The organism is Cohaesibacter intestini (genome assembly GCF_003324485.1).
GTDB classification, from domain to species: domain Bacteria; phylum Pseudomonadota; class Alphaproteobacteria; order Rhizobiales; family Cohaesibacteraceae; genus Cohaesibacter; species Cohaesibacter intestini.
The window spans coordinates 1,066,546-1,079,719 of the sequence record NZ_QODK01000001.1 but is presented as its reverse complement, the minus strand read 5'-3'; the positions used below and the strand labels follow the sequence as shown (position 1 = coordinate 1,079,719).

12 protein-coding genes are annotated in these 13,174 nt (G+C 56.3%); 5 read left to right on the top strand and 7 right to left on the bottom strand.

Features of this window, described 5'->3' with window-relative positions:
- Positions 1 to 4 precede the first annotated feature (4 nt).
- Positions 5 to 1,144 (top strand): divergent polysaccharide deacetylase family protein, encoded by a 1,140-nt coding sequence (locus DSD30_RS04630; protein WP_114008366.1) that lies wholly within the window; start codon positions 5 to 7, stop codon positions 1,142 to 1,144.
- A 12-nt stretch (positions 1,145 to 1,156) separates the two neighbouring features.
- Entirely contained in the window at positions 1,157 to 1,660 is a 504-nt protein-coding gene (locus DSD30_RS04625) for an RNA pyrophosphohydrolase (protein ID WP_114008365.1), read from the top strand.
- 86 nt (positions 1,661 to 1,746) lie between these two features.
- Here the strand turns inward: DSD30_RS04625 and DSD30_RS04620 are convergent, their stop codons facing one another.
- The 6 genes from DSD30_RS04620 to DSD30_RS04595 all read right to left on the bottom strand — a co-directional run bounded on the left by DSD30_RS04620 (position 1,747) and on the right by DSD30_RS04595 (position 9,163).
- A complete protein-coding gene (locus DSD30_RS04620) occupies positions 1,747 to 2,151 on the bottom strand; it encodes a F0F1 ATP synthase subunit epsilon (protein ID WP_114008364.1) in 405 nt (134 codons plus the stop codon).
- Between the two features lie 36 nt (positions 2,152 to 2,187).
- Positions 2,188 to 3,615, bottom strand: coding sequence for a F0F1 ATP synthase subunit beta (gene atpD / locus DSD30_RS04615; protein ID WP_114008363.1), 1,428 nt, complete (start codon positions 3,613 to 3,615; stop codon positions 2,188 to 2,190).
- A gap of 23 nt (positions 3,616 to 3,638) precedes the next feature.
- Positions 3,639 to 4,526 carry a F0F1 ATP synthase subunit gamma gene (locus DSD30_RS04610; protein ID WP_114008362.1) on the bottom strand — a complete coding sequence of 296 codons (888 nt, stop codon included), beginning with the start codon at positions 4,524 to 4,526 and terminating at the stop codon, positions 3,639 to 3,641.
- A gap of 33 nt (positions 4,527 to 4,559) precedes the next feature.
- The gene (gene atpA / locus DSD30_RS04605) at positions 4,560 to 6,089 is read right to left on the bottom strand and encodes a F0F1 ATP synthase subunit alpha (protein WP_114008361.1); all 1,530 of its coding nucleotides are present in this window, start codon (positions 6,087 to 6,089) and stop codon (positions 4,560 to 4,562) included.
- Complete coding sequence (locus DSD30_RS04600; protein ID WP_114008648.1) at positions 6,089 to 6,649, bottom strand: F0F1 ATP synthase subunit delta; 561 nt, start codon at positions 6,647 to 6,649, stop codon at positions 6,089 to 6,091. The genes atpA and DSD30_RS04600 overlap by 1 nt, the downstream gene beginning before the upstream one ends.
- A 222-nt stretch (positions 6,650 to 6,871) precedes the next feature.
- Positions 6,872 to 9,163, bottom strand: a complete 2,292-nt coding sequence (locus DSD30_RS04595; RefSeq protein ID WP_425359444.1) for a primosomal protein N' — start codon at positions 9,161 to 9,163, stop codon at positions 6,872 to 6,874.
- Between the two features lie 185 nt (positions 9,164 to 9,348).
- Between DSD30_RS04595 and fsa the strand changes: the two genes are divergently transcribed.
- The 3 genes from fsa (at position 9,349) to DSD30_RS04580 (ending at position 11,682) form a co-directional block, all read left to right on the top strand.
- Positions 9,349 to 10,002, top strand: a complete 654-nt coding sequence (gene fsa / locus DSD30_RS04590) for a fructose-6-phosphate aldolase (protein ID WP_114008360.1) — start codon at positions 9,349 to 9,351, stop codon at positions 10,000 to 10,002.
- A 156-nt stretch (positions 10,003 to 10,158) separates the two neighbouring features.
- Entirely contained in the window at positions 10,159 to 11,121 is a 963-nt protein-coding gene (locus tag DSD30_RS04585; protein ID WP_114008359.1) for a tyrosine recombinase XerC, read from the top strand.
- Positions 11,122 to 11,271: 150 nt separating this feature from the next.
- Entirely contained in the window at positions 11,272 to 11,682 is a 411-nt protein-coding gene (locus DSD30_RS04580; RefSeq protein WP_114008358.1) for a hypothetical protein, read from the top strand.
- A 91-nt stretch (positions 11,683 to 11,773) separates the two neighbouring features.
- Here the strand turns inward: DSD30_RS04580 and lpdA are convergent, their stop codons facing one another.
- Positions 11,774 to 13,174 carry a dihydrolipoyl dehydrogenase gene (gene lpdA, locus DSD30_RS04575; protein WP_114008646.1) on the bottom strand — a complete coding sequence of 467 codons (1,401 nt, stop codon included), beginning with the start codon at positions 13,172 to 13,174 and terminating at the stop codon, positions 11,774 to 11,776.

The following is a 13,174-nucleotide window of genomic DNA, read 5'->3' as shown; positions in this document are numbered from 1 at the left end:
GACCATGGCGGCGAATGATCTGAAAAAACCCCTCGGCCAAAACAAACAACAATCCAACGGTCTGTCCCACATTTTCATGCTTGGTTCGCTCGGCGCACTGACATTGGTGTTGGCCGGTCTGATTGGCTGGATCGTTATGGTGGACGACCCCACTGGCGGTTACCCAACCGAAAGGGTCGATTTGGTAGCCACGTTGCGCCAAACCGCCAAGATTGGCGTCGAGGGCATGCGACCGGGAATTAAGCCCGGCATTCCGGAGACCAATCTCAACAGCCCAGATCCCCGGTCCATGCCGGAATTATTCCCCAATCAGGCCAATCCCAATCAGAGCAATCAACCCACCGCCAACAATGGCGATGGTATTCGGGTGCTCGATCCCTCTTCGCCACAATTGAATGACGCAGGCAATGCTGGCTCGAACCAGCGGCCATACAAGCTCTTTGCACGCCCCGTCAACAGCGACGCCATTGCCGGCTTGCCTAAGATTGCCATCGTTGTCGATGGCCTTGGCCTGTCACAAACCACGACACAGGAAGCGCTCAGTCTGCTGCCCCCCGATGTCACTTTGGCCTTCGCCCCTTATGGCAATTCGCTGGCGCGGTGGACACAAAAGGCCCGCAGTCAGGGTCACGAGTTGCTGGTACAGGTACCGATGGAGCCGTTTGACTATCCCAACAATGATCCCGGCCCCCACACCCTGTTGACCACGGCCAAAACGGAAGCCAACAAGGCCAACCTGAACTGGGTACTGGGTCGGTTTGATTCCTATGTTGGCGTGATGAACTACATGGGTGCGCGCTTTTCCGCCGATGAACTGGCGGGGTCGGACTTCATGCGCGAAATTCAAGCCAATGGCTTACTGTATCTGGAAAGCGGCGGATCGGGCCGCAGTCGCCTGAATGCCATCGCCAGCAATATGAATGTCCCCAATCTCAAGGCCGATCTGGTGGTCGACTTTCAGGGCCGTGCAGCGGACATCGAGACCCGGCTGATTCAGCTGGAAACCATCGCACAGGAAAATGGCTTCGCATTGGGCATTGCCTCCGCCTTCCCAACCAGTGTACGGACCATTTCCGAATGGACACAAAGTTTGCGCCAGCGCGGCTTTGCACTCGTCCCCCTGACCACTTTATTGCAGCAATAAGGCACGTGTGACATGAAATCCCGTGAAGACTATCCCTACCGTGACTGCGTCGGCGTTTGTGTATTCAACAAGGACAACAAGGTCTGGATCGGGGACCGCGTCAACTCACCTGAGTTGCTGAAAAGCGCCCATACATGGCAGATGCCCCAAGGTGGCATCGACAAGGGAGAAGATCCGCTTGTGGCTGCCGAGCGCGAATTGTTCGAGGAAACCTCGATCAGATCCATCTCTCTTTTGAAGGAAGCGGAAGACTGGCTCTATTATGATCTACCAGACAACTTGCTCGGCATTGGCTTGAAAGGCAAGTTCCGCGGCCAAAGGCAGCGCTGGTTCGCCTTTCGTTTTGAGGGCCATGACAGCGAAATTGATGTGCTCAAGCCAGGCGGCGGCAAACATGAGCAAGAATTTCAAGGCTGGCGATGGGAAGACCTTGAAAAGGTGCCAAGCCTGATCGTCCCCTTCAAGCGCGATGTGTATGATCAGCTGGTCAAGGCCTTTCTGCCACTGATTAAATAGAGCAGACAAACAAAGAAGCAAGATACAAAAAAGCCGCGGCACCCTTGGGTCCGCGGCTTTGTGATTTCCATCGCTCGTTGACGGTCTTACTTGGAAACCGCTGACTGCAGCTTTTGCAGACGAGCGAGCCGCAACTCGGCTTCGTTCCTGATGTCATCACTCTGCGCATCGGCAACATCTTCTTCCGCATCGGTGATCAGTTTGGCCACTTTGTCATGGTCCAGATCTTCGATGGGAAGCGCTTGTTCCACCAGCACTTTCAAACCGGAAGCGGCAACGTCGGCAAAGCCACCGCGGACATAAATGTCACGCTTGCTGCCATCTTCCATTTCAGCTTCCAGAACACCAGGGGCAATAGAAGCGATCACGGGCGAATGGTCTTTCAGGACGGTGAAGAAACCGTCCATGCCAGGCACCACGACGGACAGACAGGCTTCAGAAAGAACCAGTCGTTCCGGGGAAACCAATTCAAAGCTGAAAGGTTCGGCCATGATATATACCTACTTTCCCGAGGAGTGAGACGCCGCTTAAGCGGCGTCTGCTGCAAGTTTCTGGGCTTTCTCGATGGCTTCTTCCATAGAACCAACCATGTAGAAAGCAGCTTCCGGCAGGTGATCATACTCGCCTTCCACCAGGCCTTTGAAGCCTTTGATGGTGTCTTCGAGAGAGACCAGTTTACCAGGAGACCCGGTGAAGACCTCGGCCACATGGAATGGCTGGGACAAGAAGCGCTCGATCTTACGAGCACGAGCCACAGACATTTTATCTTCTTCGGACAGCTCATCCATACCAAGAATGGCGATGATGTCCTGAAGAGCCTTGTAGCGCTGCAGGGTTTCCTGAACGCGACGGGCCACTTCATAATGCTCATCACCGATGATGCGCGGATCAAGCATACGAGAGGTCGAGTCAAGCGGGTCAACAGCCGGGTAGATGCCTTTTTCAGCAATGGCACGGTTCAGAACCGTGGTTGCATCCAAGTGGGCAAACGAGGTTGCTGGTGCCGGGTCGGTCAAGTCATCGGCTGGCACGTAAATGGCCTGCACGGATGTGATCGAACCTTTGTTCGTGGTGGTAATACGTTCCTGAAGCGCACCCATGTCGGTTGCCAGAGTTGGCTGGTAACCCACAGCGGAAGGAATACGACCCAGAAGCGCAGACACCTCGGAACCGGCCTGTGTGAAGCGGAAGATGTTGTCCACGAAGAACAGAACGTCCTGACCTTCATCACGGAAATGCTCAGCAACCGTCAGACCGGTCAGAGCCACACGGGCACGGGCCCCTGGAGGCTCGTTCATCTGGCCGTAAACGAGGGCACATTTGGAGCCTTCGCCGCCGCCTTCCTTGTTCACGCCGGATTCGATCATTTCCCAGTACAGGTCGTTACCCTCACGAGTACGCTCGCCCACACCAGCAAACACCGAATAACCACCGTGTGCTTTCGCGATGTTGTTGATCAGCTCCATGATCAGAACGGTTTTGCCAACGCCGGCACCACCGAACAGACCAATTTTACCGCCCTTCGCATAAGGAGCGAGCAAATCAACGACCTTGATACCGGTTTCCAGGATTTCCGCATCGGTGGACTGTTCCACGAATGCAGGTGCCTGCTGGTGAATCTCGCGAGTTGCGGAGGTTTTCACTTCGCCCGCTTCGTCCACTGGTTCGCCAATCACGTTGACGATACGACCAAGCATTTCTGCACCAACAGGCACAGCGATTGCTTGACCGGTATTGGTGACAGGCTGTCCACGAACGAGACCTTCGGTGCTGTCCATCGCGATGGTGCGGACCGTGTTCTCACCCAAATGGAGTGCCACCTCGAGAACGAGGCGGTTGCCGTTATTGTCGGTTTCAAGTGCGTTCAGAATGGGTGGAAGTTCACCCTCAAACTGGACGTCCACAACAGCGCCGATAACCTGCGTGATACGTCCGGTAGCTTTGCTTGCTGCCATTCGTCTATCCTCATCAATCGCCGTCAGAGCGCCTCAGCACCTGAGATGATCTCAATCAATTCACCCGTGATCTGTGCCTGACGCTGGCGGTTATAAGACATTTCCAGTTTACTGATCATGTCACCAGCGTTGCGCGTTGCGTTGTCCATTGCAGACATACGCGCGCCCTGCTCAGAAGCACCATTTTCAAGAAGCGCCCGGAAAATCTGGACCGAAACGTTTCTTGGAAGAAGATCCGCAAGGATTTCCTCTTCACCTGGCTCATATTCGTATATGGCGCCAGATGCTTTAGACCCATCGTCCTCTTTCTCTTCGAAAACAGCCGGGATGATCTGCGTCGCGGTCGGGATCTGAGTGATCACAGACTGGAAGCGCGCATAGAACAGGGTGCAGACATCGAACTCGCCATTCTCATACTTGTAGAGAAGCGGGCGGCCCACACGAACTTCGGCATCGGAGAAGCTGATCGATTTCAGATCGCGCATATCCACGACATCAATGATGTCGTTACCAAATTCGCTTTTCAGGACATCATAGCCCTTCTTGCCGACACACAGCATCTTGACTGTTTTACCCGCTGCCTTCAGAGCGCGGGCGTGATCGCGCGCTTTACGCGCGATCGAAGAGTTGAAGCCGCCACAAAGACCACGCTCTGCGGTGCAAACCAACAGCAGATGGTTCTGATCAGAACCAGTGCCGGACAACAATTTCGGCGCGGCGGAATCACCGGCGAAATTGGCAGCCACGTTGGCGAGCACTTCGTCCATGCGTTCAGCGTAGGGACGGGCATCTTCTGCAGCGGTCTGAGCCCGACGCAGTTTTGCCGCCGCCACCATCTGCATGGCTTTGGTGATCTTTTGTGTCGCCTTAACCGAGGCGATACGATTCTTGAGGTCCTTAAGGCTTGGCATTCTTAGCCTCCGTTCCCCGTCAGTCTACAGACCTTACGCAAAATTCTTTGCGAAGCTGTCGACCGCCGCCTTCAGTTTGGATGAAAGTTCGTCGTCGAGGGCTTTTTTCTCGCGGATGCCATCGAGCAGATCTTTATGCTCGTTGCGCAGCACGGAAAGCAGGCCTTCTTCAAACGCATGAACCTGGTTGACTTCGATGCCGTCCAGATAACCATTCACACCGGCATAGATCACAGCAACCTGCTCTTCCACTTTCAGTGGGGAGAACTGAGGCTGTTTCAACAGCTCGGTCAAACGGGCACCACGGTTCAGCAGCTTCTGGGTCGTGGCATCAAGGTCGGAGCCGAACTGCGCAAACGCAGCCATTTCACGATACTGAGCCAGCTCACCCTTAATCGGGCCAGCAACCTGCTTCATGGCTTTCACCTGGGCCGAAGACCCCACGCGGGAAACCGACAGACCCACATTCACAGCAGGACGAATGCCCTGATAGAAGAGGTCGGTTTCCAGGAAGATCTGACCGTCGGTGATCGAAATCACGTTGGTCGGAATGAACGCGGACACGTCGTTTGCCTGGGTTTCAATAACCGGCAGAGCGGTCATGGAACCAAGACCATTGTCTTCGTTCAGCTTCGCAGCGCGCTCCAGAAGACGGGAGTGCAGATAGAAAACGTCACCTGGATAAGCTTCACGTCCAGGAGGACGACGCAGCAGCAGGGACATCTGACGATAGGCAACGGCCTGTTTGGTCAGATCATCATAGACCAACAGGGAGTGCATGCCATTGTCACGGAAATATTCGCCCATCGCGCAGCCGGCAAAGGGAGCCAGGAACTGCATTGGCGCAGGGTCGGAAGCGGTAGCGGCGACAACGATGGAATATTCCAGCGCGCCATTTTCTTCCAGAACCTTCACGAACTGGGCGACCGTAGAGCGTTTCTGACCAACGGCCACATAGACGCAGTACAGTTTCTCGGATTCCGAACCGGTGTCGTTGATCGACTTCTGGTTCAGAATGGCATCGAGAGCAATCGCGGTTTTACCGGTCTGTCGGTCACCAATGATCAGCTCGCGCTGACCACGACCAATCGGGATCAGAGCGTCCACGGCCTTCAGGCCGGTCTGCATTGGTTCGTGAACAGATTTACGCGGGATGATACCCGGCGCCTTCACGTCCACACGACGACGTTCGGTAGCCTCGATTGGGCCCTTACCGTCAATTGGGTTTCCAAGCGGATCAACGACACGGCCAAGAAGGCCCTTGCCGACAGGTACATCTACGATGGCGCCGGTACGCTTAACAATGTCGCCTTCCTTGACGTCGCGGTCGTCGCCGAAAAGCACGGCACCAACGTTGTCCATTTCAAGGTTAAGCGCCATACCGCGCATCCCACCAGGGAATTCCACCATCTCACCGGCCTGAACATTGTCCAAACCATAGATGCGGGCGATACCATCACCAACAGACAGAACCTGACCAACTTCGGAGACCTGAGCGTCTGAGCCGAAGTTTTTGATCTGCTCTTTGAGGATTGCGGAAATTTCCGCGGCCCGAATATCCATCAGCCGACCTCTTTCAGTGCAATCTTGAGCGAGTTGAGTTTTGTGCGCACAGAGGAATCAATCATCTGCGAACCTACTTTTACGACAAGGCCGCCCAGAAGCTCTGGATCAACCTTGGCATCGATCGCAATATCCTTGCCCAATGCATCCTTGATCGACGCTTTGAGCGCCTCCAATTCGTCATTGCTCAACGGTTGAGCGGACGTGACTTCTGCCACCTGCTCACCACGATGATTGGAAAGAATTTTGCGGAAAGCTTTGATAATCCCCGGCAGAGAGAAGAGCCGACGATTGGACGTGACGACACGAACAAAGTTGCCGACAATGCCTTCGATTTTGGCTTTGTCGAGCAACGCCGAAACTGCAGCCAGTTGTTCGTCAGAAGTAAAAACAGGGCTTTTGACAAGCCGCATGAAGTCTTCACTCTCATTCATAATGGCTTCGATACGACCAAGATCTGCCTCGGTTGCATCAATTGCCTTTTCTTCAAGGGACAGGTCGAACAATGCGCGCGCGTACCGCTCGGCCACTCCTGAAATTTCTGAATTGTTATCCGTCACCTGGTCGCTCTCTGACATTTGGAGATTAATTCTGCACCCATGACCAATTTCCCCTCGAAAATTGATCACGACAGAAGTTTTGTCTCATCTGTCCGGGGCCACATGACCCCTAAAACCGTTGCTCGTCTAGCACATGCCTTGTGCCTGCGCAACACTACCTTGCAAGCCATAAGTCGTAAATCGGTCTTATAATGCAAAAGACTAATTATGTTACTCATGCTTTTACACGAAAGACACAGGATCGACGTCGATTTGTACACGAACCGACCCCGACGGCTTGGGACAAAGGGACAACCAGTGCCTGAGCCATGGAGAAAGCGCAAAGGCGCGCGGGGTCGCGACCAGCAGGCGAAAGCGATAGCGCCCGCGCAACACCGCCAGAGGTGCTTCGGCTGGCCCCAGCACCCGCACTGATTCTTCCCGCGGGGCCATTTGTGCCATCACCCGTCCATAGGCCAAGGCAGCACCGCGATCCTCTGCCGAGACGATCACCGCCCCAAGCCGCCCGAAAGGTGGCATCCCGGCCCGGTTGCGCTGTTCGAGCTCATAGGTATAGAAGCCTTCGCGGTCGGCTTCTGCCAATGCCCTGATCACCGGATGGTCCGGCGCATAAGTCTGCAACAGCCCCCGCCCCTGTCCGCGATGACGCCCGGCACGGCCTGTTACTTGCGCCAGCGTCTGAAAAACCTTCTCACCGGCCCGCAAATCCCCATGCGCCAGCCCCAGATCCGCATCAATCACCCCGACCAGCGTCATGGCCGGGAAATTGTGCCCCTTGGCCACCAACTGCGTACCGATGACGATGTCCGCCTTGCCTGATGCAATCAGCTCCAACTCGGCCCGCAGCTGCTGCACTCCGGGGATGAGATCGCTCGACAGAATAACAATATGCCTGTCTGGCCAAAGGGCGGCCGCCTCTTCGGCGATGCGCTCCACCCCCGGCCCGCAGGCCACCAGACTGTCATCCGCCCCGCAGGATGGGCAGGATGGCGGCACCGGTTCGCAATGGCCGCAATGATGGCAAACAAGCTGCTGCCGGAAGCGATGCTCCACCAGCCATGTGGAGCAGGATGGGCATTGGAACCGATGCCCACAGGTCCGACAGAGCGTCAGCGGCGCATAGCCCCTGCGATTGAGAAACAACAGGCTCTGCTCTCCGGCCTCCAAGGTCTGATTGACCGCCTCGACCAGACGCGGTGACAGCCAGTTGCCCTTTTCCGGTGGATCGGCCCGCATGTCCACCAGCGCAATGTCTGGCATCGATTGACCGCCAAACCGATCCGGCAGGCGAATATGCTCATAGCGCCCAAGATCCGCATTGTTGCGGCTTTCCACCGAGGGGGTCGCGCTGGCCAGCACCACGGCAAAACCGGACTGATGCGCCCGCACCACCGCCATGTCCCGGGCATTGTAGATCACCCGGTCTTCCTGCTTGTAAGCGCCGTCATGCTCCTCATCGACCACGATCAGACCGAGATCGCGGAAGGGCAGCATCAGGGCGGACCGCGCGCCGACAATCACCTGCACCTCGCCGGTTGCCACCGCCCGCCAGATTTGATTGCGATAACGCTGTGATTGGCCGGAATGCCATTCACCCGGCAGAACCCCGAAGCGCGCGGCAAACCGGTCGAGAAAAGCCGACGTCAGCGCGATTTCCGGCACCAGAACAAGCACCTGCCGCCCCGCGCGAATCGCCTCTGCCACCCCTTCGAAATAGACCTCCGTCTTGCCAGACCCGGTTACCCCGTCCAGCAACTGGGCGGCAAACGCCCGCTTGCGCACCGCATCCCGGATCCCTTTGGCCGCCTCTTCCTGCAAGTCATTGAGCTTTGGTGGCGCGAAATCCGCGTCCGGCTGCTCCACCATCGGTGGTGGCGGCAGAAGACAGGGCGACAGAGTGCCACTTTTCAACAGACCATCGATCACCGACCCAGACACACCGACCCGCTCAATGAGATCGGCCTTGGTTTCCGCCAGACCGCCTTGCATCGCATCGAGCAACTGCTCCCTTGCCTTGGTCATGCGCGGAGGCGGCGCACCTGTCAGACGCAGCGCCTTGACCGGTTTGGCGGGCAACAAGGCCTCTTCACCGCGCAGCACCATCCTTAAAACCATACCCCGCTGGGCCAGCGTATAGCTGGCAATCCAGTCGACAAACCGTCGGAAACTGTTCGAGAAAGCCACATCCGGGAAGACATGCTCCACATCTTTCAGTCGGGCAGCATCGGAAAAGTTACAGTCGTCATCCCAAACCACCCCCAACACCGAACGCGGCCCCAGCGGCACCCGGACGATCTGACCGGGCTGCAAACGCCCATCGCCAGCATCCCTTCCGCCAACAAGGCTCGAAGGCACCCGATAGCTGTAGCTATTGTCCACATAGACTGGCACGAGGACTGATACGATTTGCTCAGACGGTGACAAGATGACCTCTTTTGGCTTTGGCGGCGGGAAAAGTTTCAGCATTTCGGTGGTTGAGGGCTGACTGTCACCGAACTTTGGTTTAAGGAACATAGGCAAATCTGTCTTGGAAATCCATCATCTGATTTGGCACAGATTGATGCCCGAGCCCTGACGGCCAGCCATGGCACAGGGGCTGCATTCTGCCAATATTGCTGATCAAGCTTTTCGCCTTGTGTCTATCGAGGAGCAAAGCAGGTGTGAACCGCTTGATCGAACCGATACGGAGCACTGAAGCAATGAAATTCTTCGTCGATACTGCAGACACCAACGAGATCCGCGAACTGGCTGCCACCGGCCTGATTGATGGCGTCACCACCAACCCTTCCCTGATCGTCAAATCCGGCCGCGACTTCAAAGAAGTCATCGCCGAAATCTGCGAATTGACCGATGGTCCTGTTTCCGCTGAAGTCACCGCGCTGGAAACCGACGCTATGCTGGCTGAAGCCAAAGAGCTTCTGAAAATCGCCAACAATGTGTGCATCAAGGTGCCTCTGACCATCGACGGCCTGAAAACCTGTAAGGCGCTGACCGATCAGGGCCACATGGTCAACGTGACCCTGTGCTTCTCGGCCAATCAGGCCCTGCTGGCTGCCAAGGCCGGTGCCACCTTCATTTCCCCGTTCATCGGCCGTCTGGACGACCTCAACATCGATGGCATGGAACTGATCGAAGACATCCGCGTCATCTATGACAATTACGACTTCCAGACCGAAATTCTGGCTGCCTCCATCCGCACACCAAACCATGTCAAACTGTCTGCCATGGCCGGTGCCGATGTTGCCACCATCCCACCATCCGTGATCAAGGGCCTTGCCAACCACGTCCTCACCGACAAGGGTCTGGAATCCTTCCTCGCTGATTGGGCGAAAACCGGCCAGTCCATCATCTAAGGGCATTCGGCATCCAGTGACCTGTCCGGGTCAGCTCTGGAAGCAGCCTTAAAATCTGCGTAAAGTTTGTCCCCGATGCTGTCACCAGTGTCGGGGATTTTGAATCGACCTGTTTAAAGACGACCAAAGGACAAGCGAACCAGCCGGGAGCCCCAGATGCCCAAGGGAAAGACAAAAACCGACACCAGCCCGCTGATCATCGCCACCCCTGCCCTGCGCAAGGAGCAGCAAGGCTGGTTGACGCGCCTTGGCAAGGAGCGCGGCCTGTCTGATGCCACCCTGAAGGCCTATGACAAGGATCTGGATATGTTCCTCTCCTTCCTCACCGAGCATATGGGGGAAGTGGCGTCGCTTGATCATTTCCCGGCCCTGCGCCCTGCCGACATTCGCGCCTTCATGGCCCGGCGCCGCGCCACGGGCCTGTCCTCGCGGTCTCTGGCCCGCTCAATGGCCGGGGTCCGGTCCTTCGCCCAGTTTCTCGAAGAGAAGGGCAAGGCCTCCACCGCCCCTTTCAATGCCATCCAGACACCGAAATATTCCCGCTCCCTGCCCAAGCCCCTGACCATCGACAAGGCCCGCGCTCTGGTCGACCCACAAAATTCCCTCGCTGAAGAGCCATGGGTCGTCGCCCGCGACAGCGCGGTATTGCTGCTGCTCTATGCGGTGGGCTTGCGTATTTCCGAAGCCCTCGCCCTGACGCTGAAAACCGCCCCTTTACCGGGGCAAGACGCCATGACCGTGCTTGGCAAGGGCGGCAAGCAACGCCGCCTGCCCGTGCTGCCAATCGTCCAGCAAGCCATTGACCAGTATCTTTCCCTATGCCCATTTGAGCTAAAGGAAAATGAGCCGATCTTCCGCGGCGTGCGCGGTGGCCCCCTGAGCCCGCGGATCATTCAGTTGGTCATCCAGCGCATGCGCGGATCGCTGGGCCTGCCCGACAGCGCCACACCGCACGGCCTGCGTCATTCCTTTGCCACCCACCTGCTGGCCAATGGGGGAGACCTCAGAACCATTCAGGAATTGCTCGGTCACGCGTCGCTCTCCACCACCCAAGCTTACACGGAAGTAGAAATGACCGAGCTAATGGATATCTACAAAAAAGCGCATCCAAGATCTTGAAAAGGGCAATATAAATACTGGGAATAATCTATTCATACGCCCGTCAAAATTGACGGTCTCGCAATTTCTACGAAATTGTGTTTTAAGAGACCTGTAACCATTTATTGATAGTATTGCGTTGTCGACTCAAGATTTAGCGGAGGAGACCGCATGGTATATCGGGCAATATTCCTCATCGTCGCCTTGCTGGCGATGGCTGGTCCGTCGCTCGCGGGCAATTGCATCAAGTCGCAAACGCTTGGTACCTGGACAAATCCCTTTGCCGGCAACCGCTCGGATTTGACCAAACTGGAAATCCGCGCCATCTGCACCGACGACACCGTCCCCCACATTCAGGTCAAAGCCTATACGGCCTGCGCACCGCGCGATTGTACATGGGGCCGTGCCATTGCCGAAAAGAAAGGCGATTTCGGGCTGTCCGTGATGTTCCGCACCTTTTTTGCCAAGCGCACGGTAAAAGTCTCGATCAATGGGCGTCGCATGGAAGCCACGATCTTTGATGACTACCACGATCCAAGAAAGGCAACCGAAAAGCGCGCCTTCGTACTCTGGAAGCAATAGGCTCTGACGCCCGGGCAGGCAAGGATCTCACCCACTCATAACAAAAAGGCCACCCGAAGGCGGCCTTTTCAAGCACGGCTATGCTCGATTCTTATATATGGATCGGCCGCTTGTCGACGGCAAGCGCGGCTTCCTTGACCGCTTCCGACAGGGTCGGATGGGCATGGATGGTGCGCGCCAGATCTTCAGCAGAGCCGGAGAATGCCATCAAGACAGATGTCTCGTGGATCAACTCACCAACACCTGCACCAATCATATGCACGCCAAGCACCTTGTCGGTGGTCTTGTCCGCAAGGATCTTGACGAAGCCGTCGCTATGGCGGTTTGCCTTGGCGCGGCCATTGGCCATGAAGGGGAACTTGCCGACATTATAGGCAACGCCCGCTTCTTTTAGCTGTTCCTCGGTTTTGCCCAGTACGGCAATTTCCGGCATGGTGTAAACAACGCCCGGCACCAGATTGTAATCGACGTGGCCCGCCTGCCCGGCCAGCATTTCGGCCAGAGCAACACCGTCATCTTCTGCCTTGTGCGCCAGCATCGGACCGGCAATCACGTCACCAATCGCATAGATGCCGTCCACATTGGTCTTGAAATGCGCGTCAGTCGCGACACGGCCACGCTCATCAAGCTGCACGCCAACCCCATCCAGACCCAGACCGTCAGTATAGGGACGACGGCCAATGGCCACCAGCACGACATCGGCTTCCAGCTCGCTGGCATCGCCACCTGCTGCAGGTTCGATGGAGACTTTCAAGCCCTTCTTGGCTTTTTCAATGCCGGTCACCTTGGAGCCAAGCTTGAAGTCGAAGCCCTGCTTCTTAAACATCCGCTGGGCATTCTTGACGATTTCACCATCCATACCCGGCAAAATGCGATCAAGAAATTCAACCACGGTGACGTCTGAGCCCAGACGACGCCAAACGGAACCAAGCTCCAGACCGATCACACCAGCGCCGACGACGATCAGCTTCTCTGGCACCTTGTCGAGATCGAGCGCACCGGTGGAGGACACCACCTGCTTCTCGTCAATCTCGATACCGGGCAGATTGGCAACATCGGAACCTGTGGCAATCACGATATTCTTGGCTTCAACAACCTGCGCATCGCCTTCGTCCGGGGTCACTTCGACCTTACCGGCAGCAACGATCTTGCCAAGCCCCTGGAAGACATCGATCTTGTTCTTCTTGAACAGGAAGTCGATGCCCTTGACGTTGCTCTCAACGACTTCGTCCTTGTGGCCCAACATGGCTTTGAGATCGAGCTGCAACTTGCCGACCTTGATGCCCATATTGGCAAAGTCATGCTCGGCTTCCTCATACAGCTCGGACGCATGCAGCAGGGCTTTTGACGGAATGCAGCCAACATTCAGACAGGTCCCGCCGTGGGTTTTGCGTTTTTCGACGACAGCAACCTTCATACCAAGCTGGGCTGCGCGGATGGCACAGACATAGCCGCCCGGACCCGTACCAATCACAACAAGATCATACGACAT